The 17,426-nt window shown below is 58.6% G+C and carries 18 protein-coding genes and 2 pseudogenes; 12 read left to right on the top strand and 8 right to left on the bottom strand.

Translation table 11 applies throughout. From position 1 onward, the window contains the following. Nucleotides 1-219: 219 nt before the first annotated feature. The 3 genes from KGA89_RS27080 to rssC all read left to right on the top strand — a co-directional run bounded on the left by KGA89_RS27080 (nt 220) and on the right by rssC (nt 2,918). The gene (locus tag KGA89_RS27080) at nt 220-909 is read left to right on the top strand and encodes a VacJ family lipoprotein (protein WP_003199692.1); all 690 of its coding nucleotides are present in this window, start codon (nt 220-222) and stop codon (nt 907-909) included. Between the two features lie 345 nt (nt 910-1,254). Beyond that, nucleotides 1,255-2,436 (top strand): two-component system response regulator RssB, encoded by a 1,182-nt coding sequence (rssB, locus tag KGA89_RS27085; protein ID WP_003199694.1) that lies wholly within the window; start codon nt 1,255-1,257, stop codon nt 2,434-2,436. After that, nucleotides 2,436-2,918 carry an anti-sigma factor antagonist RssC gene (gene rssC, locus KGA89_RS27090; RefSeq protein ID WP_003199696.1) on the top strand — a complete coding sequence of 161 codons (483 nt, stop codon included), beginning with the start codon at nt 2,436-2,438 and terminating at the stop codon, nt 2,916-2,918. Before rssB ends, rssC begins: the two co-directional genes overlap by 1 nt. A gap of 133 nt (nt 2,919-3,051) precedes the next feature. On the opposite strand, the gene tal is transcribed toward rssC, so the two are convergent. Continuing rightward, nucleotides 3,052-3,978: a transaldolase gene (tal, locus tag KGA89_RS27095; RefSeq protein ID WP_003199698.1), complete on the bottom strand. Its 927-nt coding sequence runs from the start codon at nt 3,976-3,978 to the stop codon at nt 3,052-3,054. 178 nt (nt 3,979-4,156) lie between these two features. Next, the gene (dusA, locus tag KGA89_RS27100; RefSeq protein WP_223472999.1) at nt 4,157-5,143 is read right to left on the bottom strand and encodes a tRNA dihydrouridine(20/20a) synthase DusA; all 987 of its coding nucleotides are present in this window, start codon (nt 5,141-5,143) and stop codon (nt 4,157-4,159) included. A 175-nt stretch (nt 5,144-5,318) separates the two neighbouring features. On the opposite strand from dusA, the gene KGA89_RS30915 reads away from it, so the two are divergent. The 3 genes and pseudogenes from KGA89_RS30915 to KGA89_RS27115 all read left to right on the top strand — a co-directional run. Beyond that, the gene (locus KGA89_RS30915; protein WP_028237683.1) at nt 5,319-5,594 is read left to right on the top strand and encodes a BrnT family toxin; all 276 of its coding nucleotides are present in this window, start codon (nt 5,319-5,321) and stop codon (nt 5,592-5,594) included. Continuing rightward, a complete protein-coding gene (locus KGA89_RS27110; protein ID WP_028237682.1) occupies nt 5,572-5,880 on the top strand; it encodes a BrnA antitoxin family protein in 309 nt (102 codons plus the stop codon). Before KGA89_RS30915 ends, KGA89_RS27110 begins: the two co-directional genes overlap by 23 nt. Before the next feature lie 113 nt (nt 5,881-5,993). Then, nucleotides 5,994-6,128: pseudogene (locus KGA89_RS27115) on the top strand (DNA adenine methylase); the annotation flags it as partial. 256 nt (nt 6,129-6,384) lie between these two features. Here KGA89_RS27115 and KGA89_RS27120 read toward each other — a convergent pair. The 4 genes and pseudogenes from KGA89_RS27120 to KGA89_RS27135 form a co-directional block, all read right to left on the bottom strand. Further along, nucleotides 6,385-7,107 (bottom strand): metallophosphoesterase, encoded by a 723-nt coding sequence (locus KGA89_RS27120; protein ID WP_060613676.1) that lies wholly within the window; start codon nt 7,105-7,107, stop codon nt 6,385-6,387. Between the two features lie 94 nt (nt 7,108-7,201). Then, nucleotides 7,202-7,801, bottom strand: a complete 600-nt coding sequence (locus KGA89_RS27125; protein WP_223473000.1) for a putative adenosine monophosphate-protein transferase Fic — start codon at nt 7,799-7,801, stop codon at nt 7,202-7,204. Next, complete coding sequence (locus KGA89_RS27130) at nt 7,801-7,971, bottom strand: YhfG family protein (protein ID WP_003199786.1); 171 nt, start codon at nt 7,969-7,971, stop codon at nt 7,801-7,803. Before KGA89_RS27130 ends, KGA89_RS27125 begins: the two co-directional genes overlap by 1 nt. 136 nt (nt 7,972-8,107) lie before the next feature. After that, nucleotides 8,108-8,290 (bottom strand): annotated as a pseudogene (locus KGA89_RS27135) (BrnA antitoxin family protein); the annotation flags it as partial. A gap of 662 nt (nt 8,291-8,952) precedes the next feature. On the opposite strand from KGA89_RS27135, the gene KGA89_RS27140 reads away from it, so the two are divergent. The 3 genes from KGA89_RS27140 to KGA89_RS27150 all read left to right on the top strand — a co-directional run bounded on the left by KGA89_RS27140 (nt 8,953) and on the right by KGA89_RS27150 (nt 11,064). Further along, a complete protein-coding gene (locus KGA89_RS27140; RefSeq protein ID WP_223473002.1) occupies nt 8,953-9,228 on the top strand; it encodes a hypothetical protein in 276 nt (91 codons plus the stop codon). A gap of 653 nt (nt 9,229-9,881) precedes the next feature. Further along, nucleotides 9,882-10,169 carry a metal-sensing transcriptional repressor gene (locus tag KGA89_RS27145; protein WP_003199793.1) on the top strand — a complete coding sequence of 96 codons (288 nt, stop codon included), beginning with the start codon at nt 9,882-9,884 and terminating at the stop codon, nt 10,167-10,169. Between the two features lie 7 nt (nt 10,170-10,176). Beyond that, nucleotides 10,177-11,064, top strand: coding sequence for a nickel/cobalt efflux transporter (locus tag KGA89_RS27150; protein ID WP_223473003.1), 888 nt, complete (start codon nt 10,177-10,179; stop codon nt 11,062-11,064). 10 nt (nt 11,065-11,074) lie between these two features. Here the strand turns inward: KGA89_RS27150 and KGA89_RS27155 are convergent, their stop codons facing one another. Beyond that, complete coding sequence (locus KGA89_RS27155) at nt 11,075-12,022, bottom strand: LysR substrate-binding domain-containing protein (RefSeq protein WP_027912618.1); 948 nt, start codon at nt 12,020-12,022, stop codon at nt 11,075-11,077. A gap of 182 nt (nt 12,023-12,204) precedes the next feature. Between KGA89_RS27155 and KGA89_RS27160 the strand changes: the two genes are divergently transcribed. Together KGA89_RS27160 and KGA89_RS27165 are read left to right on the top strand one after the other, a co-directional pair. Further along, complete coding sequence (locus KGA89_RS27160) at nt 12,205-13,500, top strand: dicarboxylate/amino acid:cation symporter (RefSeq protein ID WP_003199800.1); 1,296 nt, start codon at nt 12,205-12,207, stop codon at nt 13,498-13,500. A gap of 10 nt (nt 13,501-13,510) precedes the next feature. Beyond that, nucleotides 13,511-15,007 carry an amino acid racemase gene (locus KGA89_RS27165; RefSeq protein ID WP_223473004.1) on the top strand — a complete coding sequence of 499 codons (1,497 nt, stop codon included), beginning with the start codon at nt 13,511-13,513 and terminating at the stop codon, nt 15,005-15,007. A 4-nt stretch (nt 15,008-15,011) separates the two neighbouring features. Here KGA89_RS27165 and KGA89_RS27170 read toward each other — a convergent pair whose 3' ends face one another. Further along, entirely contained in the window at nt 15,012-15,920 is a 909-nt protein-coding gene (locus tag KGA89_RS27170; RefSeq protein WP_223473005.1) for an AraC family transcriptional regulator, read from the bottom strand. Between the two features lie 186 nt (nt 15,921-16,106). Between KGA89_RS27170 and KGA89_RS27175 the strand changes: the two genes are divergently transcribed. Next, on the top strand, nt 16,107-17,156 hold the full coding sequence (locus KGA89_RS27175) for an NAD(P)-dependent alcohol dehydrogenase (RefSeq protein WP_223473006.1): 1,050 nt from the start codon (nt 16,107-16,109) through the stop codon (nt 17,154-17,156). Nucleotides 17,157-17,426 lie beyond the last annotated feature (270 nt).

A 17,426-nucleotide genomic window follows, 5' to 3' on the forward strand; every position in this document is an offset into this window, starting at 1 on the left:
GCTTCGGGGCGGGGCATGGGAACGTCCTTGAAATAACCAGCAGCCTAAAGGGCCTCGATGACAGTCCGGTGACAGTGAAGTGAAGGGTGCCAGTCGTGGAAACGTCCTACGGCCTACTTGTTTTTTCGGTGCTGCCTATCCACGCGTTCCGTCTTATACTAGCCACCTTACCGCCTGGGCTCGGCGCCCTTGCCTGATTAATCCAAGGAGTTTTCCCCTATGCGCTGGAGCCATCGTCTAGCTCAGCTGTGTTTGTCTGCCAGCGTAGTGCTGGTTCCGTTCGCTGCCCAGGCCGCCACGGAAGAAGATCCTTGGGAAAGCATCAACCGTCCGATCTTTACCTTCAACGACACCATTGATACCTATGCGCTCAAGCCACTGGCCCAGGGTTATCAATACGTGACGCCGCAGTTCCTCGAAGACGGCGTCCACAACATGTTCCGCAACATCGGTGACGTGGGCAACCTGGCCAACAACGTGCTGCAGGCCAAGCCGGCCGCGGCCGGGGTCGACACTGCCCGGTTGATCTTCAACACCACCTTCGGCCTGCTGGGCTTCTTCGATGTGGGCACCCAGATGGGCCTGCAGCGCAGCGATGAAGATTTTGGCCAGACCCTGGGCTACTGGGGGCTGGGCAGCGGGCCGTATGTGATGCTGCCGCTGCTGGGGCCAAGCACCCTGCGTGACGCCCCGGCCAAGCTGGTCGATGACTACACGGCCCCGTATCGTTATATCGATAACGTCTCGGTGCGTAACTCTATTCGAGGCCTGAACGTCGTCGACACCCGCGCCAGTCTGTTGTCGGCCGAGAAGATGGTGAGCGGCGACAAGTATGTCTTCATCCGCAACGCCTACCTGCAAAACCGCGAATTCAAGGTCAAGGACGGCCAGGTCGAAGACGATTTTTAATTCCGACCAGTAAAACCACGAAGGCGGCCCAAAAGGCCGCCTTCTGTGCTTTGGCGTCGTGTTTGAGCGGGTTTGATCCTTCCATTGAGTTACGCTTCGCTCGGTTCTTATAACTCTCTGTACTTTGACAAATAAAGACGGCAAGCGGCTATCTGCCTGAGCTTGAAACGCCCCGCGGATGGGAGTACCGTCTGCGCCTTAGAAGGGCACCTCTGATGTAGCTGTGTGTAGGGCAAAGGCCTGAAACCGGTACGACAGAGAGGCTAGAAAGCGAATCCAGTAGTGCGTGCAAGGCCAGACGGCCCAGCCCGCTACGCCAACCTAATTCTGGCGCCGTTTGCCCACATGCCAAAAACCAGTGCCACGCTGCTGATAATCGATGATGACGAAGTGGTGCGAGCCAGTCTCGCAGCCTACTTGGAAGACAGTGGTTTCAGCGTCCTGCAGGCCAGCAATGGCCAACAGGGTCTTCAGGTATTCGAGCAAGACAAGCCCGACCTGGTCATCTGCGACCTGCGCATGCCGCAGATGGGCGGACTCGAACTCATTCGCCAGGTCACCGAGCTTTCCTCGCAGACCCCGGTGATCGTGGTTTCGGGCGCGGGCGTGATGAACGACGCGGTCGAGGCGTTGCGCCTGGGCGCGGCGGATTACCTGATCAAGCCCCTTGAAGACCTGGCGGTGCTCGAGCACTCGGTGCGCCGGGCCTTGGACCGTTCGCGCCTGTTGGTGGAAAACCAGCGTTACCGCGAGAAGCTGGAAACCGCCAACCGCGAACTGGAAGCCAGCCTGAACCTGTTGCAGGAAGACCAGAACGCCGGGCGCCAGGTGCAGATGAACATGCTGCCGGTCAGCCCTTGGGCCGTCGATGATTTCCGTTTTGCCCACCAGATCATCCCGTCGTTGTACCTGTCGGGCGATTTCGTGGACTATTTCCGGGTCGACGAGCGGCGAGTGGCGTTCTACCTGGCGGACGTTTCCGGCCATGGTGCTTCTTCGGCATTCGTGACGGTGCTGCTGAAGTTCATGACCACGCGCCTGTTGTTCGAGTCCAAGCGCAATGGCACGCTGCCAGAGTTCAAGCCTTCTGAAGTCCTTGGGCATATCAACCGAGGCCTGATCAGTTGTAAGCTGGGCAAACACGTCACAATGGTCGGTGGAGTCATCGACGAGGAGACGGGTTTGTTGACCTATAGCATCGGCGGTCACCTGCCTTTGCCTGTGTTGTATACGCCAGACAGTGTGCGTTACCTGGAAGGGCGTGGTTTGCCGGTGGGCCTGTTCAACGAGGCCACCTACGAAGACCACGTACTGGAATTGCCGCCGACATTCAGCCTGACGCTGATGTCTGATGGCATTTTGGACCTTTTGACAGAACCTACACTCAAAGAGAAAGAAGCGGCCTTGCCTGAACGGGTGAGCGCAGCGGGCGGCAGCCTGGAAGGCTTGCGTCAAGTGTTTGGATTAGCCACGCTAGGGGAGATGCCGGATGATATCGCCCTGTTAGTGTTGAGCAGGAACCTTTGATGAGTACCGGTAGAATCCAGTTCGCCGAGCAGGACGGCACCTTTGTCCTGAAGTTTGTCGGTGAAGTGCGCCTGACCCTGTGTTCGGCGCTGGATGCGACTATTGAGCGGATCTTCACTTCGTTGAATTTCAACGCCATCGTGATCGACCTGACCGAAACCCGTAGCATCGACAGCACCACATTGGGCCTGCTGGCCAAACTGTCGATCCTGTCGCGGCAGAAGGTCGGCCTGCTGCCGACTGTCGTCACCACCCACAACGACATCACCCGTCTGCTGCAATCGATGGGCTTCGACCAGGTGTTCAACATCGTGGGCGACCCTGTGCCGTGCCCGGAGTGCCTGGACGACCTGCCTGACCAGGACCAGTCCGAAGAGGAAGTGCGGGTCAAGGTGCTCGAAGCCCACAAGATCCTGATGGGGCTCAACGATTCCAATCGTGAAGCCTTCCATGACCTGGTGAATGCGCTGGAAGGGCCTTGACCCTTGGGACCGTGTAGATCGAACTGACGCTTTCGCGAGCAGGCTGGTCAGCCGCCACATCCCTCAGGCCAAGCCACATAAAAAAGGGCGAACCCACCAAGGTTCGCCCTTTTTGCATGCCTTGTGAATCAGCTCAAAGCTTGGCTTGCAGCAACGCCTCCAGCTTCTCCTGGTCCCGGGCAAACTGACGAATGCCTTCGGCCAGTTTCTCGGTCGCCATGGCGTCCTCGTTGGACAACCAGCGGAACTGCGCTTCATTGAGGATCAAGCGCGCCTCCCCGGCTTGCCCTGGCGCCAGCTTGCGCTCCAGCTTGCCTTCGTCGGCGGCCAGTTTTTCCAGCAGGTCCGGGCTGACGGTCAGGCGGTCGCAGCCGGCCAGTTGCTCGATCTGGTTGAGGTTGCGGAAGCTCGCGCCCATGACCACGGTCTTGTAGTCATTGGCCTTGTAGTAGTTGTAGATGCGTGTCACCGACTGCACGCCCGGATCATCAGCGCCGGTGTAGTCGTTGCCATTGGCTTTCTTGTACCAGTCGTAGATACGGCCCACGAACGGCGAAATCAGGAACACCCCGGCATCGGCGCAGGCGGCGGCCTGGGCGAAGGAGAACAGCAAGGTCAGGTTGCACTGGATGCCTTCACGCTCCAGTTGCTCGGCGGCGCGAATGCCTTCCCAGGTGGAAGCGATCTTGATCAGCACGCGCTCGCGGCCAATGCCGGCCTTTTCGTACAGATCGATCAGGCGATGGGCACGCTTGAGCATGGCCTCGGTGTCGAACGACAGGCGCGCGTCCACTTCAGTGGAAATACGCCCTGGGATCACTTTCAGAATTTCTTGCCCGACCGCCACGGCAAAACGGTCGCTGGCCAGGCCCACATCGCCCTTGCAGTCCGCCACACAGGCGTTCAGTTGCTCGGCATAACCTTGAATGGCCGAGGCCTTGAGCAGCAGCGAAGGGTTGGTGGTAGCGTCCACGGGTTTGACGCGGGCGATGGCCTCGAAGTCGCCGGTGTCGGCCACGACGGTGGTGAACTGTTTGAGTTGTTCCAGCTTGGAAGTCATGAGCGTGCTCTGTCCTATGGGTCCGTTGACATTACCCGAGGGCCGGCAGCCACTCAAGGGCGTGAAGGGGTATCGTCGGGCCCCAGCGGCAACAACCTGAAAACGGCTGTTTGAAAGGCCGGGGCGGTATCGGTAGATACGATGCCAAAACAGCGCGCAGGTTCAAAGCAAGTGACGGTTAACGCCCTTCCAGCAATTGCCCCGCCTGATCCAGCAGCGCCAATGGATCCTTGGTCTTGTGAATATCCACCGACAACAACTGCCGAAACCGCCGCGCCCCCGGGAACCCGGTGCCCAACCCCAGCACATGCCGAGTGATGTGATGCATCGCCCCACCCGCGGCCAGATGATCGGCGATATACGGCCGCAACTGCGCCAGCGCCTCGGCCCGGGTGATGACCGGCGCGGTGCTGCCGAACAGTTGCTGATCGACTTCAGCCAGCAGATACGGGTTGTGATAAGCCTCGCGCCCCAGCATCACGCCGTCGAAGGTCTGCAAATGCTCGTGGCACGCCTCCAGCGTCTTGATCCCGCCGTTGAGCACAATCTCCAACTCCGGAAAATCCGCCTTCAACCGCGCAGCCACGTCATAACGCAGCGGCGGGATGTCGCGATTCTCCTTCGGCGACAACCCCTCCAGAATCGCTATCCGCGCATGCACGGTAAAACTCGTGCAACCGGCCTCACGCACCGTCCCGACAAACTCACACAACTGCTCGTAACTGTCCCGCCCATTGATCCCGATGCGATGCTTGACCGTCACCGGAATCGACACCGCATCGCGCATGGCCTTCACACAGTCAGCCACCAAACCCGGATGCCCCATCAGGCAGGCGCCGATCATGTTGTTCTGCACCCGATCGCTGGGGCAGCCGACGTTGAGGTTCACCTCGTCGTAGCCGTGCTCCTGGGCCATACGGGCGCAGGCGGCCAAGTCGGCTGGGACGCTGCCGCCTAGTTGCAGGGCTAGCGGGTGTTCGGACTCGTGGTGGCGCAGGAAACGTTCGTGGTCGCCGTTGAGTAGCGCGCCGGTGGTGACCATTTCGGTGTAGAGCAGGGCGTGCTTGGAGAGGATGCGTAGGAAGAAGCGACAGTGGGCGTCGGTCCAGTCCATCATCGGGGCGACGGAGAAGCGGCGGGAGAGCGGGGCAGTTTGTAGGGGCATCGGAAATCTGATTCATCGGGGCGAATGGACGCAGTTTATCAGGGATGCTTGTCGGGTACTTGGCGGGCTCTCAAGCCTGGCAGCTCAATCTTTGATGACAACCAGGCAGAGCGCATGCTCGGTCAGCGTTTCAACTCACCTTGTGTTGACGATTTAATGTGGCTACAATAATTGCATGCAGATTACTTATGACCCAGCCAAAGACGCTCGCAACGTCGAAGAACGTGGACTTCCGTTTGCCCTCGTGCGGGACTTTGAATGGTCTACAGCATTGATCCTGGAAGATGATCGATTCGACTACGGCGAGTGTCGTTATCGGGCGATGGGGTACATAGGGGATCGGCTGCATGTCGTAGTGTTTACCCCACGGGGTGACGCGGTCCACGTCATCAGCTTTCGTAAAGCCAACAAACGGGAGGTCAAAAATTATGACCAAGAAACCCAGTCCTGAGAGGGTCGATACGGCAAACCCCGAATGGTCGACCGAAGACTTTGCCAAGGCCAAACCAGCCAGCGAGGTGCTTGGTGGGTTGTTTGGCAAAGCTCAGGCAAAGGAAATGCTCAAGCCAAAGCGTGGTCGACCCAAGTCGGTAGCCACTAAAGAGCACGTCAATGTTCGTTTCGATGCTGACGTGCTGGAGAGATTCAGAGCTTCTGGCCCGGGCTGGCAAACACGGATGAACGCCGCCTTGGCCGATTGGCTCAAGACGCATACACCGGAAGAACTGAAGGCTTAGTCGCTAAATATTATTCGTAAAAAAATTAGCCGTCGATGAGGCGGCTTTTTGTTGTCTGCTGATTGGATTTGTTTCGGTAGCGGTACAATAGATCCTTCCCCTTTTTCGGGTTTGATTGTGCTGAGTGCTACCACTGCGCTCATACGTTTCACTACATGGGCCCGCCGTACTGGCAGACCGCTGGATATGGCGTGGACTTCCCGTTCGAGAACTACGAACGGATGACTGACTTCATGCCTGGCTGTCAGCGGTGATGATCACGAAGCGTTAGCGTCAGCATAGTCCAGCGGGCGATCCGTCGACGAAGCACAGGTAAGCGGCTCACGACCGCGACCTGCATCAGCCCGGGCCTGCTCAGCCACTTGTCAGAATATTCTTACTAGGGCTGCAGAGTCTTTGATTTCTCAAACGCAATCGCCTGCTACGCGCCCTGGTAGCCTCGGCCCCTATCATCTGATAGCGATTTTACCTCGAAGAAAAACTGAGTAGAGGCGATGCCTTGTCTCACTGGTTCATATTTATACTAATGATTGTTTCGGTTTGGATATCAACTAGGCTTAACGCACCATCGGAAAATGAGCAGCCTGTGTCGATATAAATGACGTTGCCCAGGCGTGTAACGCCGGGTACTGTTGAGTGCCCAACATAGAGCCGGTCTATTCCTTTGATGGAAGTGTGGTCTTGTTGCTCGATTTTCTCTCTTGCATACAGCGCTGTTCTCAAGGCGTGCCGCTGGTGTGGCTCCCCAGAACTTCCAGTGATAGCGTCTTTGGCTTCCTGCCAGCCATCGTTACTTCGGATGACAGGAGCTTCGGCATGGACTATTCCAATTGTTTGATCACTTGATAAATTGATCTCAATGATCAGTGGAAGTGCTTGCAGGGCTTTTGATAGTTCTTGCTGAATGTCGGGTTGTAACTCGTAGAGCCAGGCACCACCGTTTCGGATATGTCGGGGTATGTCCCCATGGCCGGAGATGCAGTCAATAAGCATCTGTTCATGATTGCCGCGCACGGCATGGAACCACGGCTTCTCAAGCCAATTCAATATGTCTATGGAGTCGGGACCTCGGTCGATGAGGTCTCCCACGGAAAAGATGCGATCCAGCTCAGTGTTGAAGTCTAGTTTGTTCAAGGCTGCTGTTAGAAGTTTGAAATGCCCGTGAATGTCGCCCACCACAAAGTCGCGACCTTTTTTGTTGGGTGGGAAAGATCTCGTCCTGTACATTTTCAGTGCTTCAGCAGATGTTGATTGGCGGTGACTGTATCACTTGGCGAAATAAACAGTAAGACGCTGGGCGGGGGGGAATAACGTCGTACGGTCAAGCTTGAATCGCCTGCCCAATGCATTTCTCAAAAACCTGCTCCATAGGCTCCATGACGCCGTTATAAGCCGCGATATTGGCGTAGATCCACTCGTCCTTCTCTATCCCCCACCAACTGATTTCAAATCCGGCATTCATGATCAGGTGTTCAAACAGGATGCGTTGCGCACGACCGTTGCCTTCGCGGAAGGGGTGTACGACGTTGATGTCGGAATAGGCCTCTGCCACAGCGACGATCAGCTCAGCCCGCTCCATGCCCTCGAACCAGTTTGCCGCGGCCATCTTGGCGATGATCTTATTGGCTTCCTTCTCCATGTACTCAGGTTGGCAGAAGCGGGTGGTTTGTTTGGACATGCCAACGGTGCGCAGCTCTCCAGCCCATTCGAACAGGTCTGAAAAGAGGACTCGATGAATGTTTTGGAGGTAGGCCAGGCTGTAGGAGGGAGGGCTGAACTCGACGTTGTCGGCTGCGATGGCCGAGAGCTGTTGTTCGGCTTCGCTTAGGGTCGGTTCGTCTCGAATATCGAGTTTGTTGCGAAGGACAGTGGAGCCGGGATAGCAATAAGCGTCCTCGCCGACTCCATATTTGTCAGCCATCAGGTTCTGGTCTGGGTAAAGGCCTTCAAGACCTCTTCACGCGTTGGCATTTTGCGTTCGCCGTCGGCGAAGGTCGTTTTGAAACCTTCCAGACGGAGGCTGGCCGCGTAGTTGGATCTACGCGTCCTGGCGGCATAGGCTTTTTTGGTTTCAAGGCTGACATTGCCCATGGGCTGGACCTCAAATCGCGCTGGTGGGCGGATTATAGCCCATCCGATTGGCATGGCCTACGTCGCGCCTGGACGAATCAGGTTTGACCGTGCGAGGCCGCTTTCGGGCTGACTATTCCAGACTGTGAGCAGTCTTTGATAGCAGGCCCTGGCGCAGTAGATGGTTGATGACGGTTTGATATCCAGTGCCGAGACTTTCGGCGTACTCGTAAGCGGCCTTGATCACTTCATCATCAAGCATGATGGTTATGCGGGTTTTTCCTTCGCTGTTCGTAACGGGACCCCACTTGGCCGTGCTGAAGTCATATTCTTCTTTCATAAGTTATCCCTGGGTACTGCGCAGTTTATTTTTGAGGCTATTCGTGCGCCCATGGCTGCGCTTCACCGTACGATAGAATCTTTGATGATACCAAGGCGTTGGGCGCTCATTCGTTTCGAGATTTGTCCTTGTCGCCCATAGCTGCGCTGCCCAATCCATCGCCGGACACTCTCATCGGAAATTTCCCTCAAGACGCGTCGCTCCCCGCTGACTATCCACCCAATCACCCCGTGCGCTAAGTTCTCTCCTCGCTGCAAATTCAGCGAGAGGGTGTGGAAGCCCTCACGAAAACCTAGCGCGTTGCACCGCTAAATTAAAAAGCAGACGCTTTTCCTCGGTCTGCTGTTAAATTACGGCGGCTGTACGCGGGGCGCCTTCGGGTGCGCCGGGTCCTAGGTTCTCGGTCTTCCACACCCGCGTACAGCTGCCACCCACCAGGTGGAAGTGGTGAAGGCAGTTCCTTTACATAACCTAGGTACAAGCCAATGAAAAAGCTCACCCCCAACCCTCCGAAAACCACAATCTATCCAAGGTGGCTTTCGTCTAGCGTCACCCAAGAATATCTCCTGCCAAATATCCGAATCTCGATCCGGGATTCGCTTCCTTTGCCAGCGGCATCCCAATCCGCCACTGACCTCCCATCCCTGCAGGAGTAACCCCTCATGTCCCGTTACATGCCCATCACCGGTATCGAAAACAACTTCCACGCGCTCTTGATCGACACAGAAGCACCGTTGGACGTGCTGCACGACACCGCCGCTTACCGCATCTCCGCTGTCACCCAGTTGCTGGAGAACCTCGCCATGCGTTCCGACATCAGTACGGACGCCGTGATACTCCATGATTTTGCCCAAGTGCTAGCGATCCCACTGCGCGATGGGTGTGATTTGCTGGATGTGATTGGGCGGCGATTGCAGGCGCAGGTTTTGGCGTCGTAAGGGAAGTGGGCGACTTCACGAGGTCGCCTGCACTGTCTTGCTCATCACCCTTTGCAGTCTGCAATCCTGTGGGAGCGAGCCTGCTCGCGATAGCGGTGGGGCAGTTGATGGGGATGTTGGATGTGATGCCGTTATCGCGAGCAAGCTCGCTCCCACAGTTTTTCCGGGTTGTTCACAGATAGTGCGTTCACCACAAATCTTTGTGTGGGAGCGGGCTTGCTCGCGAAAGCGGTGTGTCAGTTTGCAGGATGCTGGTTGTGCTGGCGCCTTCGCGAGCAAGCTCGCTCCCACAGTTTTTCCGGGGTGTTCACAGATAGTGCGTTCACCACAAATTCCTGTGTGGGAGCGGGCTTGCTCGCGATAGCGGTGGGTCAGTTGGTGAGGATGTTGGATGTGATGCCGTCATCGCGAGCAAGCTCGCTCCCACAGTTTTTTCCGGGGTGTTCACAGATAGTGCGTTCACCGTAAATCCATTGTTGGAGCGAGCTTGCTAGCGATAGCGGTGGGGCAGTTGGTGGGGATGTTGGATGTGCTGCCGTCATCGCGAGCAAGCTCGCTCCCACAGGTAGGTTGGCGTTTCGATGGGTTTGCTTATATCCCCCCTGGGGGGATAGGATGGTGGCGTAAATTCATCGAAATCCAGGGCTCAAGTCATGAGTGCGCACGACCACGAACATCCCCACCAAAGCCATGCGGCGATCGTCAAGCGTCTCAAGCGGGCGGACGGTCATTTGCGCAGCATTATCACGATGATCGAAGAGGGTCGTGAGTGCGTGGATATTGCCCAGCAGTTGCATGCGGTGGAGAAAGCGGTGTGCCAGGCCAAGCGGACGTTGATCCAGGATCACATCGATCACTGCCTGGAGGACACCGTTTCGTCGTTGCATAAAGGCGAGCGCGCGCCGCTGGAAGCCTTCAAACAAATCACCAAGTATCTCTAGGCCCGACATGCCCAATTTTGCTGAATTGCTACAACAGGGTGGCACTCACGCCTGGCTGTATTTCCCCAGCGCTATCTTGCTGGGCGCCTTGCATGGCCTGGAGCCTGGTCATTCGAAAACCATGATGGCGGCGTTTATCGTGGCGATTCGGGGCTCGGTCAAGCAGGCGGTGTTGCTGGGCTTGGCGGCTACGCTATCCCACACTGCGGTGGTGTGGCTGGTCGCGATCGGCGGCATGTACCTGGGCCAGGGGTTGGACGCCGAAACCACCGAGCCTTATTTCCAACTGGCATCCGCTGCGCTGATCATTGCCATCGCGCTGTGGATGCTGTGGCGTACCTGGCGCGGCGAGCAGATGTTCAGGTTCGCGCAAAGTCACGACCACCATCATCACGATCACGATCACGATCACGATCACGATCACGATCACGATCACGATCATCATCATAATCATCACCACGAGCATGACCACGGGCATCCCGAACCCAAAGGCCTGGCGCTGTCGCTGGAGGGTTACCAGGACGCCCACGAACAGGCGCATGCCAATGATATCCGCAAGCGCTTCACCAACCGGGAGGTCACCACCGGCCAGATCATCGTGTTCGGCCTGACGGGCGGGCTGATTCCTTGCCCCGCGGCCATTACCGTCCTGCTGTTGTGTCTCCAGGTCAAAGAAGTCGCGCTGGGCGGCCTGCTCGTCCTGTGCTTCAGCATCGGCTTGGCGATTACCCTGGTGACCGTGGGGGCTGCGGCGGCCATTGGCGCACGGCAGGCGTCCAATCGCTGGCCTTGGCTGGGCACCGTTGCTCGCCGGGCACCTTACTTGTCCAGCGTGTTGATCATCGGCGTCGGTCTCTACGTGGGCATCCATGGCTGGATCGGCTTGAACGCGTAGCCTCCACCGATCAGTTCGCACCTTCTGACACAGAGGGTGCGCTGCCCGGCTGCTGCAGCGAAGCGCCTTCCAAGGTCTTCCACAGCTTACGCATCGTTGGGTTGCGATTGGCAATCGCACAATACGAGCGAATCTCCAGGCGCGTGCTCCATTGCTCGCCACCGGCCCGCACCAACAGCCCGCGCTCCAACTCGTCGGCCACCGCACTCTGCGGCAACCAGGCCACGCCGTAGCCCTCGATGGCCATGCGCATCAGTAGCATCGCCATGTCCGCTTCATAGCAGCGTTCCAGCGCGATCGGTTCAGGGCCGTTGTTGATGACGATGTCCGCCACGCGTCCGAGGAACGTCGTTGCTGTGTAGGCCAGGTAGGGCACTGGTTTACCGGCGCGGCCGGGCAGGCGGAACAGCGGTTCGCCCTTGCGGTTGGGCGCGCACAGGGGGATGAACGCATCGTGGCCGAGCACCAGGCTGCCAAAACGCTCGGGGTCCAGCAGGATGGGCGCAAGCGGATGGTGGTAGACCATCATCAAGTCGCAACTGCCTTCTTCCAATGCAATGACGGCGTCATGAATGTTGGCGGCCACCACCCGGGCGTTGAACTGTTCGTTGTGTTGCTGGAACTGCGAGAGCCACTTGGGCAGGAAGGTCATGGACAGGCTGTGGCCGGCGGTGATCTGGATCGAGCGTCCGGGCATTCGTTCCACGTCGCGCAGCGTCGAGCGCAACCTCAGTAATCCGGCGAGGGCCTCTCGGCTTTCATCGCAGAAGGTGACTCCCGCGGGTGTGAGTTGGACAGGGTAGGTGCCCCGGTCCACCAGCTTGACGCCCACCCATTCCTCAAGTGAGCGGATACGCCGTGACAAGGCCGATTGCGTCACGCAACGAACCTCGGCCGCACGGGAGAAGTTTTTCCATTCACCAATCGCCAGAAGATCATCCAGCCACTTGAGTTGCATATCGGAATCCCCGTTGTGAGGGCTCGATTTTACTGTGCAACTCCCCGGCATAGCGCGGCCTTTTGCTAACTATTCCAAAAGCGCATGGGGCTAGCTGGATTACTCATCATCCTCCCGAATACGCTCCTTAGAATCGATCCCTGCCAAGTAAAAAACTCCAAGAACTACTTGAGGACAGCACCGTGAAGAAGAATAAGCTCCCACGTCGAATTGCAATGGGCATTGCCCTGGGCGTACTTGTTGGTTGGGCGTGTCACCATTTCGCAGGGAGCGAGCAAAGTGCCAAAGAGATCGCCACTTACTTCTCGATGGTCACTGACATTTTCCTGCGCATGATCAAGATGATCATCGCGCCGCTGGTCTTCGCGACATTGGTGGGTGGTATCGCCAGCATGGGCAATTCCCGTTCCGTTGGCAGGATCGGGGCTCGGGCGATGGCCTGGTTCGTCACCGCTTCGCTTGTGTCGCTGCTGATCGGGATGGGCCTGGTCAACCTGTTTCAACCCGGTGCCGGGTTGAACATGGACGTGGCCCAGCACGCAACGGCGGCCGTGCCGGTCAATACCGGCGACTTCAGTCTCAAGGCGTTCATCGGCCATGTGTTTCCGCGCAGCATTGCCGAAGCGATGGCCAACAACGAGATCCTGCAGATCGTGGTGTTTTCGCTGTTCTTCGGCTTTGCACTGGCCGGTGTGAAACGGGCGGGCTACACCCGGATCACCGATTCCATCGAAGAGCTGGCGAAGGTGATGTTCAAGATCACCGACTACGTGATGGCGTTCGCGCCGATTGGGGTGTTTGCCGCGATCGCCTCGGCCATTACCACCCAGGGGCTTGGCTTGCTGGTGGATTACGGCAAGCTGATTGCTGAGTTCTACCTGGGGATCATGATTCTCTGGGCGTTGCTGTTCGGTGCCGGTTACCTGTTCCTTGGTCGCTCGGTTTTCCACCTCGGCAAGCTTATTCGCGAACCGATTCTCCTGGCCTTTTCCACCGCCAGCAGTGAGTCCGCCTACCCGAAAACCATCGAGGCGCTGGAGAAGTTTGGCGCGCCAAAGCGCGTGTCCAGCTTCGTGTTGCCCCTGGGTTATTCGTTCAACCTCGACGGTTCCATGATGTACCAGGCGTTCGCCATCCTGTTCATTGCCCAGGCCTACAACATTGATTTGAGTTTCACGCAGCAGATCCTGATTCTTCTGACACTCATGATCACCAGCAAGGGCATGGCCGGTGTCGCGCGGGCTTCGGTGGTCGTGGTCGCGGCCACGTTGCCGATGTTCAATCTTCCCGAGGCGGGGCTGTTGTTGATCATCGGTATCGACCAGTTCCTCGATATGGCCCGCACGGCCACCAACGTGGTGGGTAACAGCATCGCGACGGCGGTTGTCGCCAAGTCCGAACCACACGAAGAGGTCGACGAGGACGAGGGCGTACATGCCCCGGTTCGGTCGCGATCCGAGCCGGTGCCGGTGGCTTGAGGAGACGTTCATGAAGGCTAAAGCGAAGTCGAGTCACAAGGCTTCTGTGGTGCGCAAGTTGGGCATCGTCGGCGGGCTTGGGTCACTGGCCGGGGGCGATCTGTTCTACAAATTGGTCAAGTCCCGGGCAGTGCTCGAGGATCAGGGGCGCTACCATTTCCTGTTCGAGCAGCACCCGTTCAAGGACGTGCTGCTGCCGCTGGACCAGGGCGCGAGCATGACGTCGCGCAAGTTCTATGTGTTCCAGGTGTGCAAGTCGTTCGAGGACAGTGGCTTCGATGCGGTGATGCTCCCGTGCTTCGCCAGTCATACCTTTCGCGCTGAAATCGAGGAGGAGTTGGGCATTCCCGTGCTGGACATGATGGCCGCCTTGACCCGGCACGTCAGCCACACGGTGCCGCCCCAGACGACTTTGGGGGTGATCGCCTCCGACTTCGTGCGCCATTGCGGATTGTTCGAGCGACATTTCGGCAAAGACTTCCAGATTGTTTACCCCGACGCAGACGCTCAAGCGGGGTTGATGGAGGCGATGTACGGTCTCAACGGCATCAAGGACGGTCACCTCGAAGGCGTGCCGCTTGAAGCGGTCTATCGGGCGTGTCTCTCATTGCAGGCCCAGGGTGCGACGGTGATCCTGCCCGGCATGACCGAGCTGTCCCTGGTCTGTGCCGATTTGCAGCGTCGCGGGATCACCGTGCTGGACGTCAATGAGATCTACGCCGACTTCGCGACGCTGGACCAGCAGCCCAGGCGCCCACCTTTCAAGCTGGGCATCGTGGGCGGCGTTGGGCCAGCCGCCACGGTGGACTTCATGGCCAAGGTGGTGGCCAATACCCCGGCGGGAAAGGACCAGGACCACATCAAGATGGTGGTCGAGCAAAACCCGCAGATACCGGATCGGACGGCCAACCTGCTGCGCGATGAAACCGACCCGACGATGGCGATGTATGCCACCTGCAAACGTCTCGAAAGTGCTGGCGCCAATGCCATTGCGATTCCCTGCAACACTGCCCATGCCTTCGTCGAACGAATCCAGGCGCACCTGAGGGTGCCCATCGTGAACATGTTGAGTGAGACGGTGGAGTGGATCGCGCGCACCTATGGTTCGGGCAAGGCGATTGGCCTGCTGGCGACTTCCGGTACGGTGCAGAGCCAGGTCTATCACCAGGCGGCGCGCCAGGCCGGGCTCCAGGTCCTCACGCCAGGTGTCGATTACCAGGCGATGGTCATGGACGCCATCTACGGACCGCGGGGTATCAAGGCCGGCTTCACGCAGGGGCTCTGCAAGGAGCAACTGTTGCTGGCGGCCGAGCATCTGTGCGAGCTGGGGGCGGGGGTGTTGATCCTGGGGTGCACGGAGTTGCCGCTGGTGCTGGCGCATTGCGAGGCGTTCGAGATCAATGGGCACAGGGTGGCGCTGGTTGATCCGACGATGATCCTGGCGCAGAGGTGCGTTGCGTTGGCGCAAAAGGCACCGCTCAGTGGGAGCAAGCTTTGCTCCCACTGATGAATCAACCAGCCTTGGCCGACCCGCGTAGCGCCGCAATGTCGCGCTTGGGCGGCACGCCAAACAAGCGGGCGTATTCGCGGCTGAACTGGGAAGGGCTTTCATAACCCACCTTGAAGGCCGCACTCGCCACGTCCACGTGTTCGTTGAGCATCAAGCGTTTTGCTTCGTTCAACCGCAGCCACTTCTGGTATTGCAGCGGGCTCATCGCCGTGAGCTGGCGGAAGTGGTGGTGAAACGTCGGCGCACTCATTTGCACCCGCGCGGCGAGGTCGTCTACGCGCATGGGTTCGGTGTAGTTCAATTTCAACCAGTCGATGGCCTTGGCGATCCGGTAGCCCTGGCTATCGACCGAGGCGATCTGCCGCAGCCGGGCGGCCTGGTCGCTGAGCAGCAACCGGTAGTGGATCTCACGCTGGATCAACGGCGCCAATATGGGGATCGCTTCGGGTTCATCCAGCAACCCCAGCAGACGTGCGAACGGCGCCAGCAGGTCGGGTGTTGCGGTGCCAATCCCCGCGCCGATCCCGACTGCTCGATCACGCGGCGGCGACAGGCTGCCTTGGGTGATCAGATCGGCCACCATGCGCAAGTCGAGCCTCAGGACCAGGCCCAGGCAGGGCTGTTCCGGGCTGGCCTGCATCACCTCGGAATTGGCGGGGATGTCCAGGGAGGTCATGAGGAACCGCCCGGTGTCGTAGCCATAGGCTTCGCCGCCGATCCAGACCTGCTTCTCGCCTTGGGCCACCAGCACGATGCTCGGTTCGATCATGCAAATCACCGGCGGCGCCGGGGCTTCACGCCGAAAGAAGGCGAGGCCGGCGATGGGCGTTTCAAAGTCGCCCGGGTGTGAGGTCCGGCCGCCGATGATGGCGGCCAGAGTCTCTTGTACGGATCTGCGTTGGATGGCCATGTCGGGTCCGGGTGTCATCTCAGCTCAAGCGCTATAGGCAGAACATTAACTCGGCAAACGAAGCGCTGCCTATGCGAAATGGAGAAGCTCATAGAATCAGGCAAGAATTTAACCGTAATGCACTACCTGCCGGCCGGGATGAGCCCTGAAGATAGAACCTCATTCAATCCAGCAAGGAGTCTTCTGATGCGTGTACAAGCCTACGGCGCCCACGCGGGCGACAAGCCCCTTGAACCCCTGCAGATCACTCGTCGCACGCCGGGCGCGCATGACGTCCAGATCGACATCGCTTTTTGTGGTATCTGCCATTCGGACCTGCACCAGGTGCGTGCCGAGTGGGCGGGTACCCAGTTCCCTTGCGTGCCGGGCCACGAAATCGTCGGTCGGGTCGCGGCGGTCGGCGCCCATGTGTCCGGCTTCAAGACCGGCGACCTGGTGGGCGTCGGCTGCATCGTCGACAGCTGCAAGCATTGCGACGACTGCGACAGCGGTCTGGAAAATTATTGTGACGGGATGATCGGGACCTACAACTTTCCCACCCCGGATGAGCCCGGTTGGACGCTGGGTGGCTATTCGCAAAACATCGTGGTGCATGAGCGCTATGTGTTGCGCATTCGTCACCCCGAAGCCCAGCTGGCCGCCGTCGCGCCGCTGCTCTGCGCAGGCATCACCACCTATTCGCCGCTGCGCCACTGGAACGTCGGGCCGGGCAAGAAAGTCGGCGTGGTCGGCATCGGTGGCCTGGGCCACATGGGCATCAAGCTTGCCCATGCGATGGGGGCTCACGTCGTGGCGTTCACCACCTCCGAGTCCAAGCGTGAGGATGCCAGGCAGTTGGGGGCCGACGAGGTCGTCGTGTCGCGCAATGCTGAAGAAATGGTCGCGCACACCAAGAGTTTCGATTTCATCTTGAACACCGTGGCGGCCCCTCACGACCTGGACGCGTTGCTGGTGCTGCTCAAGCGCGACGGCACGATGGCCCTGGTGGGCGCCCCGGCAACCCCGCATCCCTCGCCGAATGTCTTCAACCTGATCATGAAGCGGCGCACCCTCGCCGGGTCGATGATCGGCGGCATCTCCGAGACCCAGGAGATGCTCGATTTCTGCGCAGAGCACGGCATCGTCGCCGACATCGAACTGGTCCGGGCCGAGCAGATCAACGCGTCCTACGAGCGCATGCTCAAGGGCGATGTGAAGTATCGCTTCGTGATCGATAACGCGACCTTGGTCGGCTGAAGACAGGCGCTAACCGACCGCTCGCGATAGCGGTCCGCCTGCGACAGAGATGTTGGATGTGCCACCGTCATCGCGAGCAAGCTCGCTCCCACAAGTTGGGGGTGTGGCGGACACAAAATTTATGAACAACCCCCGATTCAAACTGTGGGAGCAACTGTCTTGGATGATTTATTTAGCCATCTTTTCCAGGGACAGCGAGGCTCCCACAGCTCTGGGCTATGCAAGTCTGAAGGGGATTCCCATAATCACAATTCAGGCGATGCGGCCCTT

This window comes from Pseudomonas sp. A-RE-22 (assembly GCF_019956035.1).
Lineage (GTDB): Bacteria > Pseudomonadota > Gammaproteobacteria > Pseudomonadales > Pseudomonadaceae > Aquipseudomonas > Aquipseudomonas brassicacearum.